Here is a 24802-nt window from a genome sequence, read left to right as displayed (position 1 = left end):
CTCAGGATCATGCCTTCGCGGCGGCGGCCACGATGCGGCCGACGATCTCCCGGGTGATGGGCTCCGGCGAGCCCGAGACGGTGACCCGGGTCCGGCCGTCCCCGGGCACGAACGTGCTGGAGCCGTCCGCCCCCACCTCCACCCGCCCCTCCGGGCTGAACGCGAACAGGTCGGGCACCAGCATGCTCAGCACCGTGATCGGGTCGTGGGGGCTGTTCCACTCCTCGTTCCAGAACCGCCACCACTGCTCGATCTCGGCCTTCAGCGCCTCCCCGAGCGCCCCGGCCCCCGCGACGGCGGCCACGTCGGCGGCGTCCATCCGGACCGTCGTGGTGACCTCCAGGCCGGTCACCGTGATCGGCGCGCCCGAGCCGAAGACGATGGCCGCCGCCTCCGGATCGCAGCGCAGGTTGTGCTCCGGGTCGGGGCCGTCGAAGCGGCCGCCCATGATCCACAGGTGCCGGACGTCCCGGGCGAACGACGGCGACGCCGTCAGGGCGTTGGCGATGTTGGTGAGAGGGCCGACCGCCACGACGTCCACCTGGCCGGGCGCGCGGCTCACCTGGTCCACCAGGTACGCCGCCGCGTCCCCGGGGTCGACCGCCTCGGTCTCCAGGTCGGTGAAGAGCCTGCCCTCGTGGCCCGCCCACCACACGGGCCGGTCCGTCAGGGTCTTGGCCGCCCCCGGGATGACGGTCAGGGACCGGTCCGCGAGCCGTACCAGCCGCTTGGCCAGGCGCGCCCGCAGCAGCGTGTCACCGTAGACGGTCGTGCAGCCGACCAGGTCCACCTCCGGCGAGCCGAGCAGGACGGCGAGCGCCAGCGCGTCGTCCACGTCGGAGCCGATGTCGGTGTCGAAGATGACGCGCATGGTCGAAGAACTCATGAAGACCCTTCTCGGAGGTTATTTGAGACCCGTGGTGGCGATGGACTGCGTGAAGTGACGCTGGAAGCGCAGGATGATCAGCAGCGGGATGACCGTCAGCACGATCGAGCCCGCGAACAGCTGCCCGTAGTCGATGGTGAACTGGCCGCGCATGTTCGCCAAGGCGATCGGGCCGAGCTGGTGCGCGGCGTCGGTGCCGATGAGCAGCGGCCAGACGTACGACTGCCACTGGAAGATGAACAGTGTCAGGCCCGCGCTCACCAGGGCGGGACGCGAGAGCGGCAGGTAGATCCTGGCGAACACGCCGAACCAGCCGAGCCCGTCGATGCGCGCCGCCTCCACCAGATCCTTCGGGATGGCCAGGAAGAACTGGCGCAGCAGGAAGATGGCCAGGCCGTGGCCCAGGCCCGGGAGGATGAGCCCGGCGTAGGTGTTCGTCAGGTCCCAGTCGCGGAACAGCGTGGCGAGCGGGATCGCGATCGCGTCGAAGGGGATGAGGAAGCTGAGCACCACGATCGCGAACAGCGCCCCCTGGCCCCTGAACCGCACCGCCGACAGCCCGAACGCCGCCGCCGCTGAGATCAGCAGACCCACGGCCACGGTGACCAGCGCCACGAGCAGGGAGTTGAGTATCGCGCGGCCGAAGTCGCCGGTGACCAGGCTCGCGTAGTTGCCGAGGGTGGGATCGGCCGGCACGAGCGTCTCCCACGACAGGCGCGAGATGTGCCGGAAGACCTCCGAGCCGCCGCGCAACGAGCTGGACAGGGCCCAGAGCAGGGGCAGCGCGAAGGCCAGGCCGATGATCGTGGCCAGCAGGGCGTACAGACGTCTGGACACGGTCAGTCACTCCCCCGCAGCAGCCGGAACTGCACGATCACCACGGCCAGGACGAGCAGCACCAGCAGCATCACCTCGGCCTGGGCGAGGCTCAGGTCGCCCACGGAGTAGGCGCGGGTGAAGATGTCGAACATGGTGACGTTGGTGGAGCCCTGCGGGCCGCCGTTGGTCAGCATCTGTACGGGGGCGAAGACGAGGAAGTTCGAGACCGTGTCCGCCACCAGCACGAACGCGAGCGGCCTGCGCAGCAGCGGCAGCGTGACGTGCCAGAAGCGCGCCCAGGCCGAGGCCCCGTCGATCGCGGCGGCCTCGTACAGGGAGGTGGGGATGTCCTGGAGCCCGGCGATGAGGAACATCATCCAGTAGCCGACGCCGATCCACGACAGCAGCACGATCAGCGACCACAGGGCCTGGCCCGGCGAGGTGAGGAACGGCTGCGGCGGGATGCCCAGCACGCTCAGCACCGAGTTGAGCAGGCCGTCCGGCCGGTACGCGACGCTCCAGATGGCCGCCGAGACCGCCGGAGGCACCGCGATCGGCAGGATCACCAGCACCCGCAGGAACCGGACGCCCGCGAAGCGGCGGGTGAACAGGACCGCGAGGGCGAGGGCGGCGGCGATCTGCAGCGGGTTGACGATCAGGCTGAACACGAGCGTGACGCGTACGCTCTGGAGGAACGTCGGGTCGGCGAAGAGCGTGGCGTAGTTGCCCAGGCCGACGAACGTGGTCTCGCCGGTGACCAGGCTGGTGTGGCTCAGGCTGCTGGCGAAGGCCATGGCGGCCGGAATCAGCCGGAGGACGAGGAGGGCGACCAGGGCGGGCGCCAGGAACGCCAGCGACACCAGCACCGGCCGCCCGACCACGCGCCCGTTTGACTTGCCTCGAGACGACAGGCGCCCGTCCGACACGCCTCCAGACGACAGGCGCCCGGCTGACGCGCCCGACACGCCTGCCGACAACGGCCGCCCATCCGACACGCCTGCCGACAACGGCCGCCCATCCGACACGCCTTCGGACGACAGGCGCCCATCCGACGCGCCCGACACGCCCTCGGACGGCAGGCGCCCATCCGACGCGCCCGTCATCGCAGCTGGGCCCAGGCCGTCTTGATCTCCTGCGTGGCCTGTTCGAGCCGGGTCTTGGGATCGGCGCCGTTCCGGATGTCGGCGAACGCCTTGGTCATGATGTCCTCGAACTGGATGTACCCCACCGACGTGGGCCGCGCAACCGCCGTGTGCTCGGCGTCGTACGTGAGGATCTCGCCGACCCCCTTGCTCTTGTCACCACCCAGCGCGTCGAGGGTGGGGACGTACTTCTCGAAGGCGGCCCGGTTCGAGGGGATGATCGTGGTGGCCTTGGTGGTCAGCAGGTTGCCCTCGGGGTCGAGCGAGGCGTACTCGAGGAACTTGCGCGCGAGCTGCTGGTTCTCCGAGGCCGGGTTGATGCCCCAGGACCACGAGCCGGTCGGCGTCACCTGCTTGCCGCCCTTGAAGTAGGGGTACGGCGCCACGCCCCAGTCGAGGTCCTTGGCCGCCGAGAAGACGCCCACGTCCCACGGGCCGCCCGCGAAGAAGGCCACCTTGCCCTCGCTGAACAGCGGCGAGGTCTGGAACGAGCCGACCCCGCGCGGCGCCAGCTTGTTCGCGAACAGGTCGCGGTACCAGGTCATCGCCTTCACCCAGCCGTCGGTGGTCAGGTCGGGCGTCAGCATGTCGGGCCCGGTGATCCCGGAGCCGCCGTCGAGCGACTCGGCCAGGCTCTGCAACTGGTAGTACTGCTCGATCTGCTCGGGGATGAACGCCCACTGGGCGCCGCCCTCGGCCTGGGCCTTCTTGCCCGCCTCGATCGTCTGCTCCCACGTCCAGCGCTTGGCGGGGTCGCTCGGCGGCGGGGTGATCCCGGCCTTCTTCAGCAGGGTCTTGTTGTAGAAGAGGAACTGGTCGGAGGTCCAGATGGGGACGGACCAGAGCTTGCCGTTGTGCTCGTTGACCTCGTACTGGGCGGGCAGGGCCGCCTGCTTGACCCGGTCCTTCCAGTCGCTCAGGTCGACCAGGAACCCCCGGGTCGCCAGCGCCGCGACGCGCGGCTGGTCGACGGTGTAGACGTCGATCGTGTCGTCCTTGGCGGCCAGCCGCTGCTGCAGCGTGCTGTTGAGCTGGTCGAAGGGGATCTGCGTGTACGCGACTTTCACGCCGGGGTTCTTGGCCTGGAACCCGTCGATGACCGGCTGGAACGTCTTGGGATCCTCGGGCCCGACGAACCGCAGCGTCTTCGACGCCGAATCTCCCCCGCCACCGCCCCCGCCGGATCCGCACCCGGCCGCCAGAACGGCCAGGAGGCTCACCAGGGCCAGGCTCTTCTTCATGGCTTTGCTCCTTCAAGCCTTCCGGCCGCTGACCAGGTCAAGCGCCGAGTCTACACGTGTCACATCCACGATGGCCGCCCAGCATGCCACGAACCCCCACAAGCCGACAAGACCTCCCACCCTTGACCGATCTTGTCAAGGCGTCTACATATATATTCAAAGCCAACTATCCATTCGCTCCTAGAGAGGTGAATGTGAAGGCCCCGATCACCGCGCTCCTCACCACAGCGCTCGCCTTATCCCCCACCCCTCCCCCACCCTTCACCTCCCCAGGCCCGCCCCCTCAAGCCACCACCAGGACAAACACACCGCCCTTCGCCACAGCACCCCCAACCACCACCAAAGCCGCCTGGACCACCACCGAAGCGGCGTGGACCAGCACCCAGCCAGCAATGACCAGCGACAACGCACCCATCAGCACCACCGCATCCACCATCAACCGGACGACGGCCATCAGCAGGGCCGGGGTGGCCAGCAGGGCAGGGAGCTTCGGCGGAGCCACAGCGGCCAGTTGGTCCGCGAACTTCGACGAACCGAGCGCGACCAATGGGGCGGGGGGCTTCGGCGGGTCGGGCGTGGCCGATGGAGCTGGGGTGCGGTTCTCGGTGCCGGTGCGGGCGAGGGGGACCTGCGTGGACGCGCCGTTGAGGATCAGCTTCCCGACAGCCCCGACGCTGGGCTCCTCTGGCGCGATCGAGGTGCGGCGGGTCGACGGCACGCTGTTCGATCGGGTCGAAGCAGCCGCGGCCAAAGCCGACAAGAAGAACATCGGCGCCGCCGTCTCCGACACGGGCCTGCCGCACGACTTCTCGTACGAATCGATCATGATCGACGGCAACACGGCCAACGTGTACCTGCACCGGCAGCTCGAGTACGGGCAGGAGTACTACGTCACCGTCGACCCCGAGGTGTTCGCGGGGTTCGGGGGCGTGCGGGAAGCTGGAAGGTGGGGGTTCAAAACCCGGAAGCGGGGGGTTCAGAGCCGGCATCTGACGGTTTCCGGGGCCGGGACCGGGGACTTCTGCACCGTGCAGGGCGCCATCGATGCCGTGCCGACCGGCAATCAGTCGCCCGTGACGATCGACGTCCGGCCGGGTGTCTACACCGAGATCGTCTACGTTCGCGAGGACCGGCCGTACATCACCGTGCGCGGAGCGGGCGCGGGCCGGACCGTGATCCAGTACGCCAACAACGACCTGCGCAACGGCGACGCCGCGCTGCGCCAGGGCGGCCCCGCCGACGTGTGCCCGCGCCGCGTGCTGGAAACCTCGGACCTGCACAACTGCTGGCGGGCCATGTTCGGGGTGGACGCGGCGGACTTCCGGATTCAGAACCTCACACTTCACAACACGACCCCCGACGGCGGCTCGCAGGCGGAGGCATTCCGGGGCAACAACGAGCGGATCGCCCTCGAACGCGTGGACCTGCGCAGCCACCAGGACACCCTGCGCCTGCAGGGCAAGGGGTTCGTCACCGACAGCCGGATCAGCGGCGACACCGACTTCGTGTGGGGCACCGGCACGGTGTTCATCCAGGACTCGGTGCTGGAGTCGACGGACGCCGGCTACATCTCGCAGAGCCGTAACGACGCGACCCGGCCGGGCGCGGTGTTCGTCCGCACCAGGCTGACGCGCGCTCCCGGCGTACCGGACGGCTCGGTGGTGCTGAGCCGCAGCGCTGTGTGGCGGTTCACGCACAGCCAGGCGGTGTTCATCGACACCAAGATGGACGGCCACATCGCCCCCGTCGGCTGGGCCATCGACCCGAACGACTGCGCGCAGGCACAGACGCTCTCCTTCTGGGAGTACGGGAGCACCGACCTCACCACCGGCCGCGCCATCGACACGACGCAACGGCTGCCCTGCTCCCGCCAACTGACGACCGCGGAGGCGGAGAAGTGGAGCGACCCCTCGTTCGTCCTGAGCGGCTGGAATCCCCGGTCACGCTGAGAGGGGGGGTGGCGCACATCCCGGCCCCGGACCAGGCGATCTGCCTCCCAGCGACCGAGCCAGGGCAATACGCCCCCGGCGACCGAGCCCGGAGCAGCGCACCTCCTGGCCACCAGACCGGCACGGCGCATCCCGATCACCAGACCAGGGCGACACACCTCCCGGCCGTCGAGCCAGGGCCGTGCGCATCCCGGCCACCAGACCGGTGCGGTGCACATCCCAGGCCATCGAGCCAGGGCCGTGCGCATCCCAGCCACCGGAACAGGGCCGTGCGCCCCTTGGCCACCAAGCCAGGACGGTGCGCCCCCAGCGACCGGGCCACATTCCGGCGACCGGACCAGAGCGATAAACCTCCCGATCATCGGACCAAGGCGGTGCGCATCCCGGCGGGTCGGGGTGGCGGGTGGGTGCTGAGATCACGGGTTTTACCTAGTGGAAGGAATGGATGAAATGGACAGGTTGGCGAGTAGGCGTGCCCTGCTGGGTGGGGTGCTGGGTGGTATCGGTACGGCCGTGGTCGCGGGTCCGGCAGAGGCGGTGAGTCGTAGCGGTGCGGGGTCCGGGGCCGTGGGCCGCGCCGGGGTCGGGAGTGCGGCCGGGAGCGGGAGTGCGGCCGGGGTCGGGAGTGCTGTGGAGAAGGGTGGGCCGGAGGAGGGGGTGCGCGGGGGGAAGGGGGCGGCGCGGCCGGTGGCGCCGGTTAATCAGGAGGTGGCGGCCAGGTTCGGGCCCGAGTACAAGACGCTGCCGGCCGCCGTCGCAGGCGTCGACATCGAGCCGCTGATCGGGATCGCGTCGGCCGCCGACATCGCCGCCAAGCGCAAGGGCATGATCGACTACATCTGGAAGGGCGCGGGCCAGCCGAAGACGCTCCCCACCGTCGAGACCGACGTGTCGGCTCCAGACTTCGCCTCCCTGACGGGTGTTCGCCGGATCGACCGGCTGACGGTCCCGCTGCGGTACCAGGTTTCGGCCAAGGTGTACGACATCGTCCCGCGCCGCGCGTGGAACCGGCGCCTCGCGCTCTACCACAACGGCCACGGCGAGCCGTTCGACACCATGCTCCGCACCGTCCAGGCCCTGCTCGACCGCGGTTACCGGGTGATGGCGTACGCGATGCCGTTCCAGCACTGGAACCAGCAGCAGATCGCCGACCCCAAGGACCCGGCGAAGCTGCTGCCGAACCCCTCCCACCGCGAACTCCCGCCCTGGGAGAGCGCCGAGTTCTCCGCCCTGACCTTCTTCCTCGAACCGCTCACGGTCACCCTCAACCACGCGCAGGCCACGTACCGGCCCACCTCCGTCGAGATGATCGGCCTGTCGGGCGGCGGCTGGACGACGACGGTGTTCGCGGCGCTCGACCCGCGCGTCACCCGCAGCTATCCCACGGCCGGGTCACTGCCGTTCTTCCTGCGTCCCGCCTCGCCCAAGCCCCGCCCCACGACCGGCGACTGGGAGCAGACCAAGGAGGCGCTGCCCGGCTTCTACGCCGCCGCCTCCGACGACTTCCTCGACATGTACGTGCTGGCGTCCGTCGGTCCGGGGCGCGGGCAGGTGCAGATCCTCAACCGGTTCGACGAGTGCTGCTTCAACGGGGTCGGGCACCGCGTCTACCAAGCCGCGGTACGCGACCGGGTGGCGCTGCTCGCCGGTGGCCGGCCCGAGCACGGACGGTGGGATCTCCTCGAGGACGCCACGCACGACGACCACACCATCTCGCCGTTCGCGCTGTCCGTCATCCTCTGGGACCTTGACACCACAAATGTCACAACATAATATCAGAATATAGATACTCACTTGAATAGATATTCAAGACAGATGGAAGGGCGTGCATGGCGGGTCGTACCTTTTCCCACCGGCGCAGAGTGATCGTCAACACCGACGCCAAAAACGAGGCGGACGACCAATTCGCGATCGTGCACGCCCTGCTCTCACCGAGCCTCGATATTCGCGGCCTGATCGCCGCACATTTCGGCAACCGCCGCACCCGGTCGAGCATGGAGGAAAGCCGCGCCGAAATCGACCTGTTGCTGCGGTTGATGAAGCTCGACGACACGGTCAGGGTCGAGGACGGCGCCCCGTACGCGCTGCACGACGTGGTCACCCCGGTCCCGTCGCCCGGCGCGGACCTGATCATCGAGGAGGCCATGCGGGACGTCCCGGAGCCGCTGTACGTGGCCTTCCTCGGCCCGCTGACCGACATGGCCTCGGCCCTGCTCCTGGAGCCGCGCATCGCCGAGCGGGACGTGACCGTGATCTGGATCGGCGGCAACGGGTACGACGGGCGCGGCGGCCGGCCCGCCCGGCCGGAGTTCAACCTGTCCAACGACATCGTGGCGGCCAATGTCGTGTTCTCCTCGGCGGTCAAGGTCTGGCAGGTCCCGGCGCCGACGTACCGGATGACGGCCGTCGGATACGCCGAGCTCGACGCGAAGGTGGCGCCGTACGGCGAGATCGGCGAGTACCTCGTGCGACAGCTCGTCGAGTGGAATGAGCAGCACAGCGGGTCGATCGAGTTCCGTGCGCTTGGCGACTCCCCCGCGATCGGCCTGATGCTTCACCCCGACTGCGGGACGTGGGTGGAGCGGCCTGCCCCGAACTTCCGCCACGACGGAACGTACGACTTCTCCCTCGAGAACCGGGCGATCCGTGTGTACGACTCGATCGACGCACGGTTCATCTTCGAGGACTTTTTCGCGAAGTTGCAGGCCTTCGCCCGGCGTTAGCTGGGCGCGATGGCGGGAGGGAGGGGTGCGACGTGGGCTCGCTGACGTTCGGGGACGGGAGCGGGGCTGCCGGGCACCCCGTCGGCGGTCTGCGGCTCGGGCCAAGCTCGCCGGGCTCGCGATCTGGGGCCGCAGGAGTTGCGTGCCGGGGTCGTTCGGCGACCTCGGCGCGGCGCCGCCGACCACGTCGAACGGACTGCGGGACGACGGTGCAGGACCCACCACGGCGACCGGGCAGCGAGCCGACGAGACTGGCCGGACTACGGCGAGCGGGCCACGGGCGGATGGTGCTGGGCCGACCACGGCAGCCGGGCAGCGGGTCGAGGGGGCTGGGTCGGCGGCGGGTGGGCCGTCGGGTGGGGCTGGTGGGGTCAGGGGGGGCCGCGGGCGGTGTGCGGTCCTGGCGGGTGCTGTCCCCCATGCCGGGCCGTGGCCTGTGCCACGTACACAGGCCATCGTGGTGCGAGCGTCGCCGCGGGCTAGCAGAATGGCACTCGGCAGTGGCCCGGGCTCGCCACCGGACCAGCATGAGCGGCGGAGCCGAAGCGGAGGCCAGCGATCGTGGGAGCTGACAGTCAGTTCGAGAAGGGCCGCTCCGGCGGCGAGCCCATGAGGTTCAGCGGTCGCCGGCTCAGCCAGGAGTCGGAACGCATGCGGCTCCTGGTGCGGGTCGCCCGCCTCTACCACGAGCACGGGGTGCGCCAGCCGCAGATCGCGGCGCAGCTGCGCATTTCGCAGCCGCGGGTGTCGCGGCTGCTCAAGGAGGCCGCGGAGATCGGCATCGTACGCACGGTGGTCGTGGTGCCCAGCGGCGTGCACGCGTTACTGGAGGAGGATCTCGAGCGCAAGTACGGCGTGGAGCAGATCATCGTCGTGGACGCCACCGGCGACAACCACGACGTGGTGGCCGCGCTGGGGTCGGCCGGCGCCACGCACCTGGACGCCACCCTGATCGGCGGCGAGCACCTCGGCATCTCGTCCTGGAGCGCCAGCCTGCTGGCCACGGTGGAGGCCATGCAGCGCCGCCCGGTGCAGGTGGCGGAGGAGGTCGTCCAGCTCATCGGCGGGGTGGGCAAGGGGTCCGCGCAGGTCCAGGCCACCCGCCTGGCCGCCCACCTGGCCGACCTCACGGGCGCCGAGCCCGTCTTCCTGCCCGCGCCCGGCCTGGTCGGGTCGGAGGCCGCCCGGCAGGCGCTTTCGGACGATCACGTCGTACGGCAGGTCGTGGACGCGTGGTCGCGGCTGACCACGGTGCTGGTGGGGATCGGGAGCCTGGATCCGTCGCCGCTGCTGCGTGACAGCGGCAACGCCATCTCGGAGGAGGACTTCGAGACGCTGCGGGAGATGGGGGCGGTGGGGGACGTGTGCCTGCGCTTCTTCGACGCCGAGGGACGGCTGATCGCCTCGCCGCTCGAGGAGCGCATCCTTGGCATCTCGGCCGCTGACCTGCTCCGGGTGCCACGGCGGATCGCCATCGCGGGGGGTCGCCGGAAGACGGCGGCCATTCGGGCGGCGCTTCGTGGGGGGTGGGTGAACACGCTCATCACGGATGTGGGTGTGGCCGAGCAGCTCCTGAAGGATTGACTTACGCCTGGTCGGGGGCGGTCTAGCAGGGGGTCAGCTGGGCCCGGCTGAAGGCCGATGAGGAGCCGAGGTCCGATGAGGGCTGAGGGCCGCCCATGGAGTGCAGCGGGCCGGCAGGGTCCTGAGGGTGTACAGCCTTCTTGGGGCCCATGAGGTACTGAGGGCCCATGGCGTGCTGAGGGCCAGTGAGTGCAGGGGCACCGTAGGGCGCGGCGGCTGGGCGCGCCGTGCATCGTGCGCTGAGCCGTGCTCGCCTGCTGGAGGCCGTCGGTCTTGGGCGGCGGGGATCCGCCGGGCTTGGTGGGCGGAGGTCGCCGGGCTCGCGTGGCGGAGAGGCGGCGATCCCACGTGGGCGGAAGTCACTGGGCTCGCGTGGCGGGGGCGGCGATCCCGCGTGGGCGGAGGGCGTCCAGCTCGTGTGGCGGGGGTCGCGGGGCTTGCGGGCGGGGGCGGCGATCCCGCGTGCCGGAAGCCGTCGGTCTTGCGCGGCGGTGGTCGCCGGGCTTGCGCGACGGGGGCGGCCATCCCGTGTGGCGGGGGGCGTTGAGCCTGTGGCCCCGGATGGAGGCGGCTGAAGGCTCGCGTGAGGTGGGTGGCGGGGAGTTGACGCCGGGTCCTGGCTGGGTTGGAAAGCGCTCTTGACAGTCACAACGGTGTCGTTCACGATGTGATGAATCCACTCCATTCATGGCTGAATAAAAATTCTCACCTACCGACAGCGCGGTCCGGAGTCGTGCCGAAAGACGGCACAGCCCTGTCTATTCGGGGCGGAAAGAGAGCGTTTCCCATGACCGAGGCCGACGGCTTCGATCTCCAGCAATCAGAATTAAGTCGCCGCAATTTCGTGCGCTCGGCCGCGCTGGTCACCCCCGCTGTGGCATGGGGTGGAACGGCCGGTGTGGCCCAAGCGGCCGCCCCGGAGCCGAGCCCGAGCGCTGGGGGCGCGGCGAAGGTGCCCGCCTTCCCCGGGGCCGAAGGGGCCGGGAAGTACACCACCGGCGGTCGTGGCGGCGCGGTCTATGAGGTGACGTCGCTCGACGACTCCGGGCCGGGGTCGCTGCGGGAGGCCGTGGCGAAGTCCGACGGGACGGTCGTCTTCAGGGTGTCCGGCAACATCAAGCTCAAGGGCGGGCTCGACATCACCGGCTCCAACCTCACCATCGCCGGCCAGACCGCCCCGGGCCACGGCATCTGCGTCACCGGCAACGAGACGAAGATCCGCGGCAACAACGTCATCGTCCGCTACCTGCGCTTCCGGGGCGGCGACGAGCTCGGCACCCCCATCGACACCTTCGGCGCCCGGGGCGTCAAGGACATCATCATCGACCACTGCTCCTTCAGCTGGGGCGTGGACGAGTGCTTCTCCGTGTACGGCGTCACGAACGTGACCGTCCAGTGGTGCATCATCTCCGAGGGTCTGACGAACTCGGTGCACCCGAAGGGCCGCCACGGCATGGGCGGCTTATGGGGCGGCGACAACGTCACGTACCACCACAATCTGCTCGTCCACCAGAACGCCCGCAACCCGCGCTTCAGCTTCACCGAGGGCATGTCCATGGTGGTGGACCACCGCAACAACGTGATCTACAACCACGGGATCACGTCCTGCTACGGCGGCGAGTGGTCGAACGGCGTCAACATGGTGGGGAACTACTACAAGCCGGGCCCCAACACGCTGCCCGCGATCGCCAGGGAGATCGTGGCGCCCGGCCGGTTCGGCCAGTGGCACGTCAGCGGCAACGAGGTCGAGGGCCACCCGGACATCACGGCCGACAACACCAAGGGCATCACGTACCCGATCGGCGGGATCACGTTGCTGCCGAAGCCGGTGGAGTTCGAGAACGGGATCACCGAGCAGACTCCGCAGCAGGCGTTCGCGACCCTGCTGGAGCAGGCCGGGGCCATCCTGCCGCGGCGGGACGCCATCGACGCGCGGCTGGTCAACGAGGTGCGCACCGGCACCGGGCGGCACATCAACTCGCAGAAGGACGTGGGCGGCTGGCTGCCGTTGCCGACCGAGGTGCCCGCTCCGGCCGACAGCGACCACGACGGCATCCCGGACGAGTGGGAGACCGCCCAGGGGCTGAACCCGGAGAACGCCGAGGACGCCAAGGCCGTGGACGGCAGCGGGTACACGAACCTGGAACGCTACCTGAACTCCGTCCAGCGAGCCGGGGCCCGCAACCCCGAGGTGGCGATCACCTCCCCCAAGGTCGACCAGGTGTTCGCGGCGGCGCAGGACAAGCAGTCCGTCGTCGTCCAGGCCGCCGCCAAGGCCTTGGACGGCGCGTCCATCGCCAAGGTCGAGTTCTTCCACGGTGACGAGAAGATCGGCGAAGCGACGACGGCGCCGTACCAGGCGACCTGGGCGGACGCCACCGACGGCGACCACTGCCTCACGGCCAGGGCCACCGACAGCACGGGGACCGCCACCACCTCCTCGCTCGTGCCGATCCACGTCACCCGCACCAGGACGCACACGGGATGGAAGGTCCAGGACGTCGGCAGGGTGCCGATCCCGGGCAGCACGGCGCTCAAGGACGACGTGTTCACGCTCAAGGGGTCCGGGAAGATCGCAGGCTGGAACGACTCCTTCCACTTCGCCTACCAGGCGGTCGGGTTCAGCAAGCGCGGCGAGGTCATCGAGATCACCGCGCGGGTCGACAGCGTGAGCGCGGCGCACGTCGAGGCCGTGGCGGGGATCATGGTGCGCCAGGACCTCGCCCCGAACTCGCCGTTCATGATGGCCGGCATCGCTTACGCGGCGAACGGTGACGTGGGCGGCGGCATGCGCGCCAAGGCCATCAGGGTCGCCTCGACCGGCAAGGAGCCCAGCGTCGGCGTCTACCCGGCGCTCAGCGAGGATCCGCTGTCGAAGAAGCCGTACTGGCTGCGCCTGGTCTGCCGGAGCCTGCCGACCGGCGGCGACAACGAGTTCGAGGCCTTCCTCTCGGACAACTCGCTGAACTGGACGCGCATCGGCTACGAGCGCATCGTCATGCGAACCAGCCGGTTCTACGTCGGCCTGGCCGTGGACGGCAACCAGGAGGCGAACGGCGTACACCCCTACACCACGGCGACCTTCAGCCTGGTGAAGGTCAATCGTTAGAACGGAGCACCCCCTATGACCCAGCACCCGTTGACGAGGAGAAACCTCCTCCGCGGCGGCGGTCTCCTCCTGCTGACGACCGCCTCCGGCTGCAGCTTCTTCGACACCAGCCCCGACACGGGCGGCGCCGCCCAGGCCGCCGACATGTCCGCCAAGGAGTCCCCGGCGCTGGCGCAGCTGGTCAAGAGCGGCAAGCTGCCGCCGCTGGAGCAGCGCCTGCCGAAGAACCCGCTCGTCGTCACGCCGCTGAAGGAGCCGGGCAAGTACGGCGGCACCTGGGCCTCGGCCATCGTCGGCGAGGACGACATCGACTGGCTGACCAACACCCTCGGCTACGAGCCGCTGGTCAGGCTCAAGCCCGGCACGAGCGGCCAGAAGGGTCCCGACGACATCGTGGCCAACGTGGCGGAGTTCGAGGTCAAGGACGACGGCCGGGAATACGTCTTCCGCCTCCGCGAGGGCCTCAAGTGGTCGGACGGCCAGCCGTGCACCGCCGACGACCTGATGTTCGCCTTCGAGGACGTGGCCACGTACCACGACCTGCACACCACCGGCATCTACGACCTCTACCTGGAGAACGGCAGCACCACCGAGCGGGTGAAGGTCGAGAAGGTGGACGACCGGACCGTCCGCTACGTCTACAAGGAGCCGAAGGCGGGCTTCCTGTTCCAGATCGCGGTCGCGACGTTCGAGCGGCCCGGCCCGATCGGGTTCCTGCTGCCCAAGCATTACCTCAAGCAGTTCCACAAGAAGTACAACCCGGACGTCGACCAGCTCGCCAAGGACGAGCAGCTCGAGGACTGGACGCAGCTGTTCATGCTGAAGCAGGACCCGTGGCACAACGCCGACCAGCCCACGCTGCACGCCTGGAAGGTGAGCAACCCGGTCGGCAAGGGCACGGCGCTGGTGGCCGAGCGCAACCCGTACTACTGGAAGGTCGACCAGCAGGGGCGCCAGCTCCCGTACATCGACCGCTACCGGGCGGAGGTGCTGGGCGACGTCGAGGTCGAGCTGCTGAAGATCATGAACGGCGAGATCGGCATGCAGCTGCGCAACTTCAACACGCCGGAGAACAAGCCGCTGGTCTCCCAGAACGCCGCCAAGGGCAAGTACCGGCTGTTCGACGTGCCGAGCCGGCTCAGCAACACGATGATCATCCAGTTCAACCAGACCATCGCGGACGAGGGCCTGCGCAAGCTGTTCCAGGACAAGGACTTCAGGATCGGGCTGTCGTACGCGATCAACCGCAAGGAGATCATCGACGGCGTGTACGCGGGCCAGGGCGAGCCGTGGCAGGCCGCCCCGTCCAAGCGGAACGTGGTCTACGACGAGGCGTTCGCCAAGCAGTACACCGAGTTCGACGCGGCGAAGGCGAACGAGCACCTCGACAAGGCCGGGCTGACCAAGAAGGACGCCGACGGCAAGCGCCTCGGCCCCGACGGCAAGCCGCTGGTCGTCACGGTCATGGCCAGCACCGACTTCCCGCACCACACCGAGGCGCTGGAGTTCGTGAAGAAGGGCTGGGAGGCGGTCGGGGTCGGGCTCCGGGTGGACCCGGTCGCGGGCACGCTGTTCACCGAGCGCACGATGGCGAACCAGCCGCAGGCCTCGGCGTACACCTGCAGCGACTTCGACATCATCACGGGCACCGGCGGCGACCACTACTACGTGCCGAGCAACTCCGGCAGCGCCCGCTACGCCATCCGCTGGGCGCAGTGGTACGGCAGCAAGGGCAAGACCGGCGACGAGCCGCCCAAGGAGGTGCGCGACCAGCTGGACGCGTTCACCAAGATGCGCACCGAGTACGACCCCGCCAAGGCGATCGAGTCCGCCAAGAAGGTCGTGGAGATCGCGGCGCAGCAGTTCTACGCGATCGGGATCAGCACGTACCCGGACGAGTACGGCATCGTGTCGAACAGCTTCAAGAACGTGCCCGACTCGATGGCCGCCGCCCCCACCAACCCCGGGCCGACCCAGCCCGAGCAGTACTCCCTCTGAGGGGCCGACGTGCTGGGCTACTTCGGCCGCCGCCTGGTGTACGTGGTGGTGACGCTCTGGGCGATCTCGATCGTCACGTTCGTCATCATCAACCTGCCGCCGGGCGACTACGTCTCGACGCTCGTGGCCAACGCGCAGGCGGGCGGCGAGGGCATCACCCCGGCGGAGATCGCCAACCTCAGGCACCGGTACGGCCTCGACGACCCGCTCCTGCTGCAGTACTGGCGCTGGATCACGGCGATCCTCCTGCACGGCGATTTTGGTCAATCGTTTGCCTGGAACCAGGCGGTCTCCACGCTCATCGGCGAGCGGGTGGCGCTGTCGGCGGTGCTGTCGATCAGCTCGCTACTCATGGTCTGGGCGATCGCGTTCCCGATCGGCATCTACAGCGCGGTCAAGCAGTACTCGTGGGGCGACTACGGCTTTTCGTTCCTCGGGTTCATCGGCATGGCGGTGCCGGAGTTCATGCTGGCGCTGGTCCTGATGTACGTCGGCTTCCGCTTCTTCGGCCAGAGCGTCGGCGGCCTGTTCTCCCCCGAGTTCCAGGACGCCGCCTGGAACCTGGGCAAGGTCCTCGACCTGCTCGGCCACCTGTGGGTGCCGATCGTGGTGATCGGCGTGTCGGGCACCGCCGGCATGATCCGGATCACCCGGGCGAACCTGCTGGACGAGCTCTACCGCCCGTACGTGCACACTGGCCGCGCCAAGGGCCTGCCGGAGTGGAAGCTGCTGCTGAAGTACCCGGTGCGGATGTCGCTCAGCCCGTTCTTCAGCACGGTCGGCTGGCTGCTGCCCGGCCTGATCGGCGGGGAGACGATCGTGTCGGTGGTCATGAGCCTGCCGACCGGCGGCCCGCTGCTGCTCAACGGCGTCATGAACCAGGACATGTACCTGGTCGGCAGCTTCATCATGATCCTCAGCACGCTGACCGTGATCGGAACCGTGGTGAGCGACCTGGCGCTGGCGTGGTGGGACCCGCGAATCCGCAAACGGTACAAGAGAGAGTAGCGCCGCATGTTCCTCAGGCGACCGACCAAGGAAGTGGGAACGCTGCCGCAGTGGCGGCTGATGTGGCGGCAGTTCCGCAGGCACCGGCTCGCGCTGGCCGGGATGGCCATCCTGGCGCCGGTGTATTTCGTGGCGATCTTCGCGGAGTTCTTCGCGCCGATGTCCAGCGCGACCGCGAACACGTCGATGACGTACGCGCCGCCGCAGGTGCTGCGCTTCTCGGGCGACCTCGGCCTGTACGTGAACGGTTACCGCACCGAGCGCGACCCGAAGACGTACGAGCAGCGCTACACCGAGGACCCCGGCAGGCGGATCGACGTCGGGCTGTTCGTGCACGGCGACGAGTACGAGCTGCTGGGCCTGATCCCGTCGGACCTCCACCTGATCGGCCCGGTCACCAAGGGCGAGCCGGTCTTCCTGCTGGGCTCCGACCAGAACGGGCGCGACCTGCTGTCCCGGCTCATCCACGGGGCCCGGGTGTCGCTGTCGATCGGCCTGGTGGGGGTGGCGGTCAGCTTCTTACTCGGCATGCTCATAGGCGGCATATCCGGATATTTCGGGGGCGGCGTGGACAACGCCGTGCAGCGGGTCATCGAGTTCCTGATCGCGATCCCGACGCTGCCGCTCTGGATGGCGCTCTCGGCCGCGCTCCCGACCGACTGGGGGCCGCTGACCAGGTATTTCGCCATCACGGTGATCCTGTCGCTGATCGGGTGGACCGGGCTGGCGAGGGACGTGCGCGGGCGCTTCCTGTCGCTGCGCGAGGAGGACTTCGTCATGGCCGCCCGGCTGGACGGCGTGGGCCGGCTGTCGATCATCTTCCGGCACATGATCCCGTCGTTCGCCAGCCACATCATCGCGTCGCTGTCGCTGGCCATCCCGAGCATGATCCTCGGCGAGACGAGCCTGAGCTTCCTCGGGCTGGGCCTGCAGGCGCCGGCGGTGAGCTGGGGCGTGCTGCTGGAGGGCGCCCAGAACGTCCGCGTGGTCGCGAACGCCCCCTGGCTGCTGGCGCCGGGCGTCGCGGTGGTGGTGGTCGTGGTGGCCATGAACTTCTTCGGTGACGGGCTCCGGGACGCCGCCGATCCGTACGGAGCGGCGAGCCGAGCCCGGAGAAGGAAGCCCTTCTGGCGTAACCGCGGAGGGCGACAGTGAGCGCGACCATCGGCACGGAGCGGCGAGCCGAGCCCGGAGAAGGAAGCCCTTCTGGCGTAACCGCGGAGGGCGACAGTGAGCGCGACCATCGGCACAGCAACAGGAGGGCTCGGCGTGGCCGCAGACGACGTGCTGCTTGAGATCGAGGACCTGCGTACCCACTTCCTGCTCGACGACGGCGTGGTGTGCGCGGTGGACGGCGTGGACCTGCGGGTGCGCAGGGGCGAGACGCTGGCCATCGTCGGCGAGTCCGGCTGCGGCAAGAGCGTCATGGCCCGCTCGATCCTGCGCCTGGTGGACCCGCCGGGCCACATCGAGGGCGGGCGGATCACGCTGCACCGCGAGGGCGGCCCCGTCGAGCTGGTCGGCGCGAACCGCAGGCTGCTGCGGCAGGTCAGGTGGCGGGACGTCGCGATGGTGTTCCAGGAGCCGATGGCCTCGCTGAGCCTGGTGCACACGATCGGCAGCCAGATCGTCGAGGCGGTCCGGCTGCACGAGAACGTCGGCAAGGCCGCCGCCCGGCAGCGCGCGATCGAGATGCTCGACCGGGTCGGCATCCCCATGCCGCAGCGCCGGGTGGACGCGTACCCGTTCGAGCTGAGCGGCGGGATGCGGCAGCGGGCGATGATCGCGATGGCGCTGTCGTGCCGGCCGAGCCTGCTCATCGCCGACGAGCCGACGACGGCGCTGGACGTGACCACCCAGGCGCAGATCCTGGAGCTGCTGCGGGACCTGCAGGCGGACTTCGGCATGGCGATCATGCTGATCACCCACGACCTGGGGGTGGCCGCGCAGGTGGCCGACAGCATGGCGGTCATGTACCTGGGCCGGGTCGTGGAGTACGGGGCGGCCGAGCAGGTGCTGGCCGCGCCCCGGCACCCGTACACGCGGGCGCTGCTGCGCTCGATGCCCCGGCTCGGGCGGGCCTCGCGGACCCGGCTGACGGCGATCAAGGGCATGGTGCCCCCGCCGTACGCGCGCCCTGACGGCTGCGCGTTCCACCCGCGCTGCGACTCCGTCGTGGCCGGGAAGTGCGACGTCGTGCTGCCGCGCCGGGTCCCCATGGCCGACCGCGAGGTCTCCTGCCTGCTCTACGAGGAGGAAGCGTGAGCACGGAACCCCTGCTCAGCATCGAGGGGCTGACCAAGCACTTCCCGATCCGCAGCGGGCTGCTGGGCCGCCAGGTGGGCGCGGTGAAGGCGGTGGACAAGGTCGACCTGACCATCGAGCCGGGCAGCACGCTCGGCCTGGTCGGCGAGTCCGGCTGCGGCAAGACCACGCTCGGCCGGTGCATCGTGCGGGCGCACGACCCGACCGGCGGGCGCATGCTCTACCGGCAGCCGGACGGCTCGGTCATCGACGTGGCGGGGCTGAAGGAGAAGGAGCTCAAGCCGTACCGGGCGCAGGTGCGGATGATCTTCCAGGACCCGCACTCCTCGCTCAACCCGCGCAAGACCCTGCGCGAGATCATCGGCGAGCCGATGCGGGCGCACAGGTGCGGCTCCAAGGAGGAGATCGACGAGCGCGTCGGCGAGCTGCTCGACCGGGTGGGCCTGCGCCCCGAGTACGCCAACCGCTACCCGCACGCCTTCAGCGGCGGCGAGCGGCAGCGGGTCGGGATCGCGCGGGCGCTGGCCCTGTCGCCCCGGCTGGTGGTGGCCGACGAGGCCGTGAGCGCGCTGGACGTCTCGGTCCGCGCCCAGATCCTGAACCTGCTGACGGACCTGCGGGAGGACTCGGGCCTGGCCTATCTGTTCGTCAGCCATGACCTGGGCATCGTCGAGCACGTCTCGGACGTGGTCGCGGTCATGTATCTCGGCAAGGTCGTCGAGCAGGGCCCCACCGAGGAGCTGTACACGCGGCCGCTGCACCCGTACACCGAGGCGCTGCTGTCGGCGGTGCCCGACCCGGACCCGGCGGCCAAGCGGCACCGGGAGCGGATCAAGCTGCTGGGCGACATCGCCGACCCGGCGCACGTGCCGCCGGGCTGCCCGTTCCACCCGCGCTGCGTGTACGCCAGGGACACCTGCCGTACGGAGCCGCCGCCGCTGCGCGAGGTCGGCGGCCGCCGGGTGGCCTGCCACCTGGCCGAGGAGCTGGAGCTGCGCGGCGTGCCGGACCCGGACGTGCGGGAGGTGAAGGCATGACGGATCCCCGCTTCGACGGCATCATCCGGCCATCGACAGACCTTCCGGGCGTGCGCGAGGCGCTGCTGCCCGCGCCGCACGGCCCCGACAACCACGCGGCCAACCTGCTGCGCACCCGGGCCGGCGACCTGCTGTGCACCTGGTTCAGCGGCCCCGAGGAAGGCCACCCCGGCACGGACGTCGTGCTGTCGCGGCTGACCGGCGACCGCTGGGAACCGCCCCAGGTGATCGCCGCCGACCCGGAGCGCAGCGAGCAGAACCCGGTGCTGTTCGAGGCGGACGGGCTGCTCTGGCTGCTGCACACCTCCAGCGAGCCGTACGACCAGAAGAGCGCGCACGTCGTGGCCAGGACCTCGGCGGACGCCGGACGTACGTGGAGCGAGCCCCGGGTGCTGCTCGCCGAGCCCGGGATCTTCGTGCGGCACCCGCCGCTGATCCAGGACGACGGCACCTGGCTGCTGCCCGCCTACCACTGCGGGGCCTCCGGCGACCGCAGCGTCGTCGAGGTCAGCGCTGACGGCGGGCGCACGTGGGCCGAGCACCCGGTCCCCGGCAGCCGCGACCTGGTGCAGATGACGATCGCGCGGCGGCCGGACGGCCGGCTGCTCGCGCTGTTCAGGGACCGGAGGGCGGGCCGCATCCACGCCTCGGCCTCCGCCGACGGCCGTACGTGGTCGGCTCCCGAACGGACCGACCTGCCGAACAACGACTCCTCCGTCCAGCTCACGAGGGTGGATGGCCGGCTCGCGCTCGTCTACAACGACGCGAACCTGGAGCGCGACCAGTTCAGATGGGTGACCAAGAACGGGGAGCGGCGCAGGAAGGCGCTGCGCACCCCGCTGGTCCTCGCGGTGTCGGAGGACGGCGGCGACCGCTGGCCGCACCGGCGGGTGCTGCAGGACGCCGACTCCGAGTACTGGCAGAACGAGCTCGGCTACTCCTACCCGAGCGTCATCGACGGCGGCGGCGGACGCCTCCACGTCGCCTTTTCCTACCTGCGGAAGACCATCAAATACCTGGAGATTGGCCAGCCATGAGATTCAGGCAGAGCATCTTGTACGGCGCGTTGGCGGCGGCCGTGGCCGTCCCGTCGTACCTCACCGATGACGGCGGCGGCGTGGTGCGGGTGGAGCCGACCGGCTCGTACGCCTGCCGCCAGGACGTGGCCGCCCCCGACCCGAACGTGCCCAAGGTGCACGCGGCCGCGATCGCGCAGGCGCCGACGGGCGACATCCTGACCGTCTACTACGGCGGCACCTCGGAGGGCGCGCCCAACCAGGCGCTCTACCTGTCGCGCCTGGCGGTGGGCAAGAAGACCTGGTCCAAGCCCGAGGTGGTGTTCGACGAGGCGGGCAAGGCCGACGGCAACCCGGTCCTGTGGTCGGACGGCAAGCGCCTCTACCTGTTCTTCGTGACGATCGAGGGGCACGGCTGGGAGCAGGCGCCGATCCGGCTGATCACCTCGGACGACGGCGGCCACACCTGGAGCCAGCCGACCTACATCCGCAAGGAGTGGGGATGGATGGTCGGCACCAACCCGATCCGGATGTCCAACGGCGAGGTGCTGCTGCCGATCTACGACGAGGCGGAGTCCAGCTCCGGCTTCTACGTCTTCAGCCAGGACATGAGCTCGTGGAAGGCGTATCCGGAGGAGCACACGAGCTGGATCAAGACGGCGAAGAGCTCGATCCAGCCGACGGTCGTCGAGGTGGAGCCGGGCAAGCTGGTCGCCTACATGCGCACCGGCGACGGCGCGATCTACAAGAGCGTGTCGACCGACTTCGCCCGCACCTGGAGCGCGCCCGTGGCCGAGCCCATCGGCAACCCGAACTCGCGGATCGCCGCGCTCAAGCTGGACAACGGCAAGCTGGTGCTGGCCTACAACCCCTGGGTCGAGCACCGCTCCCCCATGCGGGTGTCGCTGTCTCCCGACAAGGGCCGCACCTGGGAGAACTCCGTCGACGTGGAGGCGCAGTCGGGGCCGCAGTTCACCTATCCGGTGATGACGCAGAGCAGCGACGGCTTCATCCACATGGTCTATTCCTACAACCGCAACAACATCCGGCACGTCGTCTTCAACGAGTCCTACCTCCGTGACGCCGTGGGCCTGCTGTCGAACTGGCCCGAGCACACGATCACCGAATTCAAGAACGGCGTCCGGCGGAATGTCGTGCGCCAGTGCAGCTACACGCCTTCCAACGGGGAGTCTGAATGAACAACAAGGCCCGCGGGCTCGCGCTGCTCGCCCTCGCCATGACCGTCGTCGCCGCCCCCGCCAACGCCTCGGCGGCAGCTTGCAAGGACGTGCCGAACAAGTACAACAAGCCGTTCAGCGTCTGCGACGACGAGCTGTTCGTCTTCGCGGCCAACTACAAGCCGTTCGAGGCCACCGCCGACGAGAGCCGGCAGGCGAGCAAGGTCTTCGACGAGGTCATCGGCAACAAGCTGCGCGCCGCCTTCCCCGACGTCAAGATCAAGTACGCGACCTGGGACTACCCGGTCCGCTACGAGGACCTCAAGAAGGCCGGCGTCACGCCCGACATCGTCATCGACGACCCGCGAACCCGCATCGACCGCGACCTGGAGCCGCTGGGCTGGGTCGGCGACCTGACCCCGTCGCTGCAGCAGGCCGGCATCGACCTGAGCAAGCTGAACAAGGCGACGGTCGAGCTGGTCAAGTCGCGCTCCGACGGCGGCGTGTACGGGGTGCCGCTGTTCATCGACGAGCACGTGCTGCTCTACAACAAGAAGATCTTCGACAAGTTCCGGGTGCCGTACCCCAAGGCGGGCCAGACGTACGACGAGGCGTACCGGCTGGCCAAGAAGCTCACCCGGGACGACGGGCTCGACCACTACAAGGGCTACATGCAGCACCCCGACCAGTACCTCGAGTTCAACCAGCTCGGGCTCTACCCGTTCCTGCCGACGAGGAGCGAGGAGCCCAAGCCCGAGGACGTCAAGGTGAGCATCACCGGCGCCGGGTGGAAGCAGCAGGTGGAGAGCCTGTACCGGTTCCTGATGATCCCGCGCAACGAGTTCACCACCGTGAACGACTTCCTGAAGGGCGACATGGCCAAGCCGGGCCACCTGGCGATGGCGGTGGAGACGCTGTCCCGGCTGAACATGTACGCCGGCCGGGAGCTGTTCATCGAGGACGGGGACGAGGAGCAGTTCAAGGAGGACGCGAAGAGCGTCTCCATCGGCGTCTCCACGGTGCCGGTGCTCAAGGCGGGCTCGAAGGCGGTCTACCAGCCCAACACCCGGGCCGCGTTCATCCCGCCGGCGGCGCCGCACAAGGACCAGGCGCTGCAGATCGTGAAGTGGCTGGTGTCGGAGGAGGCCCAGACGGAGCTGTCGAAGCAGGGCATCAAGGCGGTGCTGCAGACCGACGCCGTCGTGTCGAACTTCGGCAAGAGCGTCCCCGAGCTGGCGGCCCTCGACACCTCGGCCGTCTACTGGGGTGAGAACGCCACCGTGCAGAACTACCAGAACACCGAGTACTGGGACCTGCCCCTGTGGCAGGTCTTCCGCCAGCACGTCCTGCGCGACGGCATGACGCCCGAGCAGTCGCTGACCGTCACCGAGCAGGACGGCATCCCCGCCTACATCAAGGCGCAGGCCGCCGCTGGGAAGGACTGGTGACCTTTCCCGCGACCGTGGAGCGCTGGGACGTCCACGAGATCGAGCTGGCCGGACCGGCAGGCGGCAACCCCTTCGCGGAGGTTCGCCTGTCGGCCCGGTACCGCTACCGCAACCGCGTCGTGGAGGCCGAGGGCTTCTACGACGGCGACGGTGTCTACCGCGTCCGGTTCATGCCGGACGCGGTGGGTCCGTGGCGGTTCACGACCGTCAGCAACGTGAGCGAACTGGACGGGCACGCGGGCGGCTTCGAGGTGACGCCCGCCTCCGCCGGCAACCACGGGCCCGTGCGGGCCGTGGGGACGGGCTTCGCGTACGCCGACGGGACGCCGTACCTGCCGTTCGGGACGACCTGCTACCACTGGACGCACGACATGGAGGAGGACCGCGAGCGCGAGACGCTGCGGACGCTGGCGGCCTCGCCGTTCAACAAGCTCCGCATGTGCGTGCTGCCGACCGGGCGGATGTCGCCGCCCGAGGTGCCCTTCGCCGGGGACGACCCCGGCGGGCTGGACAAGACGCGCTTCAACCCGGTGTTCTTCCGGCACCTGGAGGCCCGGATCCGGGACCTGCGGGACATCGGGGTCGAGGCCGACGTGATCCTCTTCCACCCGTACGACGAGGGTCTGCGCGGGGTGGAGGACATGGGGCGCGAGGTCGACCACGCGTACCTGCGGTACGTCGTCGCCCGCCTGGCGGCCTACCGCAACGTGTGGTGGTCGGTCGCCAACGAGTACGACTTCAACCACGCCAAGTCCGTCGCCGACTGGGACGACCTGCTGCGGGCGATCGTGCGGCTGGACCCGTACGAGCATCTGCGGTCGATCCACAACGGGACGCGGATGTACGAGGTCGCGTCCCTGTACGACTTCACCAAGCCGTGGGTGACGCACCAGAGCGTGCAGCACTGGGACGCCACGCTGACGGACGGGTGGCTGCGTACGTGCCCCAAGCCAGTGGTGATCGACGAGATCTCCTACGAGGGGGACGCCGGCAAACGCTGGGGCAACATCAGCGGGCCCGAGCTGGTGGACCGGTTCTGGGAGGGCATGGTGCGCGGCGGGTACGTCGGGCACGGCGAGGTGGTGACCGGCGGGCCGGGCCGGCCGTGGGTCGGCAACGGCGGCACGCTGCGCGGGGAGAGCCCGGCCAGGATCGCGTTCCTGCGCGAGGTCATGGAGACCCGCCGCGACGGCGTGCACCTGCGCTACCTCGGGCGGCGCCGGCCCCGCGAGGTCACGGTCGAGCTGCCCGGCGGGGAGTACGAGGTGGAACTGATCGACACCTGGAACATGACCGTCACCCCGGTGGACGGCGTGCACCGGGACCGGGTGTGCGTCGGGCTGCCGGGCCGGCCGTACCTGGCCCTGCGGATGACACTGCGGATGACGAGGGTGTGATG

At 69.5% G+C, this 24802-nt stretch carries 19 protein-coding genes; 14 read left to right on the top strand and 5 right to left on the bottom strand.

What is annotated here, in order from left to right; translation table 11 throughout:
* Window positions 1–7: 7 nt before the first annotated feature.
* The 5 genes from ACIBI9_RS44925 to ACIBI9_RS44905 form a co-directional block, all read right to left on the bottom strand.
* A complete protein-coding gene (locus ACIBI9_RS44925; protein ID WP_397232128.1) occupies window positions 8–886 on the bottom strand; it encodes a nucleoside hydrolase in 879 nt (292 codons plus the stop codon).
* 18 nt (window positions 887–904) lie between these two features.
* Window positions 905–1723, bottom strand: a complete 819-nt coding sequence (locus ACIBI9_RS44920) for a carbohydrate ABC transporter permease (RefSeq protein ID WP_397232126.1) — start codon at window positions 1721–1723, stop codon at window positions 905–907.
* A gap of 2 nt (window positions 1724–1725) precedes the next feature.
* Window positions 1726–2586 (bottom strand): carbohydrate ABC transporter permease, encoded by an 861-nt coding sequence (locus ACIBI9_RS44915; protein ID WP_397232124.1) that lies wholly within the window; start codon window positions 2584–2586, stop codon window positions 1726–1728.
* A 218-nt stretch (window positions 2587–2804) separates the two neighbouring features.
* Window positions 2805–4088 (bottom strand): ABC transporter substrate-binding protein, encoded by a 1284-nt coding sequence (locus tag ACIBI9_RS44910; protein ID WP_397232122.1) that lies wholly within the window; start codon window positions 4086–4088, stop codon window positions 2805–2807.
* A 283-nt stretch (window positions 4089–4371) separates the two neighbouring features.
* Window positions 4372–4635 (bottom strand): hypothetical protein, encoded by a 264-nt coding sequence (locus ACIBI9_RS44905; RefSeq protein ID WP_397232120.1) that lies wholly within the window; start codon window positions 4633–4635, stop codon window positions 4372–4374.
* Between the two features lie 46 nt (window positions 4636–4681).
* On the opposite strand from ACIBI9_RS44905, the gene ACIBI9_RS44900 reads away from it, so the two are divergent.
* From ACIBI9_RS44900 to ACIBI9_RS44835, 14 genes are all read left to right on the top strand, one after another.
* On the top strand, window positions 4682–6037 hold the full coding sequence (locus ACIBI9_RS44900; protein ID WP_397232118.1) for a pectinesterase family protein: 1356 nt from the start codon (window positions 4682–4684) through the stop codon (window positions 6035–6037).
* Between the two features lie 657 nt (window positions 6038–6694).
* Window positions 6695–7810: a hypothetical protein gene (locus tag ACIBI9_RS44895; protein ID WP_397232116.1), complete on the top strand. Its 1116-nt coding sequence runs from the start codon at window positions 6695–6697 to the stop codon at window positions 7808–7810.
* Between the two features lie 56 nt (window positions 7811–7866).
* Window positions 7867–8760 (top strand): nucleoside hydrolase, encoded by an 894-nt coding sequence (locus ACIBI9_RS44890; protein WP_397232114.1) that lies wholly within the window; start codon window positions 7867–7869, stop codon window positions 8758–8760.
* Window positions 8761–9321: 561 nt separating this feature from the next.
* Complete coding sequence (locus ACIBI9_RS44885; protein ID WP_397232112.1) at window positions 9322–10344, top strand: sugar-binding transcriptional regulator; 1023 nt, start codon at window positions 9322–9324, stop codon at window positions 10342–10344.
* Between the two features lie 787 nt (window positions 10345–11131).
* A complete protein-coding gene (locus ACIBI9_RS44880; protein ID WP_397232110.1) occupies window positions 11132–13453 on the top strand; it encodes an Ig-like domain-containing protein in 2322 nt (773 codons plus the stop codon).
* 15 nt (window positions 13454–13468) lie between these two features.
* Entirely contained in the window at window positions 13469–15451 is a 1983-nt protein-coding gene (locus ACIBI9_RS44875; RefSeq protein WP_397232108.1) for an ABC transporter substrate-binding protein, read from the top strand.
* A 9-nt stretch (window positions 15452–15460) separates the two neighbouring features.
* Entirely contained in the window at window positions 15461–16459 is a 999-nt protein-coding gene (locus ACIBI9_RS44870; protein WP_397232106.1) for an ABC transporter permease, read from the top strand.
* Window positions 16460–16465: 6 nt separating this feature from the next.
* Window positions 16466–17614: an ABC transporter permease gene (locus ACIBI9_RS44865; RefSeq protein WP_397232104.1), complete on the top strand. Its 1149-nt coding sequence runs from the start codon at window positions 16466–16468 to the stop codon at window positions 17612–17614.
* 114 nt (window positions 17615–17728) lie between these two features.
* Window positions 17729–18724 (top strand): ABC transporter ATP-binding protein, encoded by a 996-nt coding sequence (locus ACIBI9_RS44860; RefSeq protein ID WP_397232102.1) that lies wholly within the window; start codon window positions 17729–17731, stop codon window positions 18722–18724.
* On the top strand, window positions 18721–19761 hold the full coding sequence (locus tag ACIBI9_RS44855; protein ID WP_397232100.1) for an ABC transporter ATP-binding protein: 1041 nt from the start codon (window positions 18721–18723) through the stop codon (window positions 19759–19761). The genes ACIBI9_RS44860 and ACIBI9_RS44855 overlap by 4 nt, the downstream gene beginning before the upstream one ends.
* Complete coding sequence (locus ACIBI9_RS44850) at window positions 19758–20798, top strand: exo-alpha-sialidase (protein WP_397232098.1); 1041 nt, start codon at window positions 19758–19760, stop codon at window positions 20796–20798. Before ACIBI9_RS44855 ends, ACIBI9_RS44850 begins: the two co-directional genes overlap by 4 nt.
* Window positions 20795–21976: an exo-alpha-sialidase gene (locus ACIBI9_RS44845; protein WP_397232096.1), complete on the top strand. Its 1182-nt coding sequence runs from the start codon at window positions 20795–20797 to the stop codon at window positions 21974–21976. Before ACIBI9_RS44850 ends, ACIBI9_RS44845 begins: the two co-directional genes overlap by 4 nt.
* Complete coding sequence (locus ACIBI9_RS44840) at window positions 21973–23403, top strand: ABC transporter substrate-binding protein (RefSeq protein ID WP_397232094.1); 1431 nt, start codon at window positions 21973–21975, stop codon at window positions 23401–23403. Before ACIBI9_RS44845 ends, ACIBI9_RS44840 begins: the two co-directional genes overlap by 4 nt.
* Entirely contained in the window at window positions 23400–24800 is a 1401-nt protein-coding gene (locus tag ACIBI9_RS44835) for a DUF5060 domain-containing protein (protein WP_397232092.1), read from the top strand. Before ACIBI9_RS44840 ends, ACIBI9_RS44835 begins: the two co-directional genes overlap by 4 nt.
* The last annotated feature ends 2 nt before the right edge of the window (window positions 24801–24802 follow it).

This window comes from Nonomuraea sp. NPDC050451, from assembly GCF_044458585.1.
This window is presented reverse-complemented; position numbering and strand designations above follow the sequence as displayed.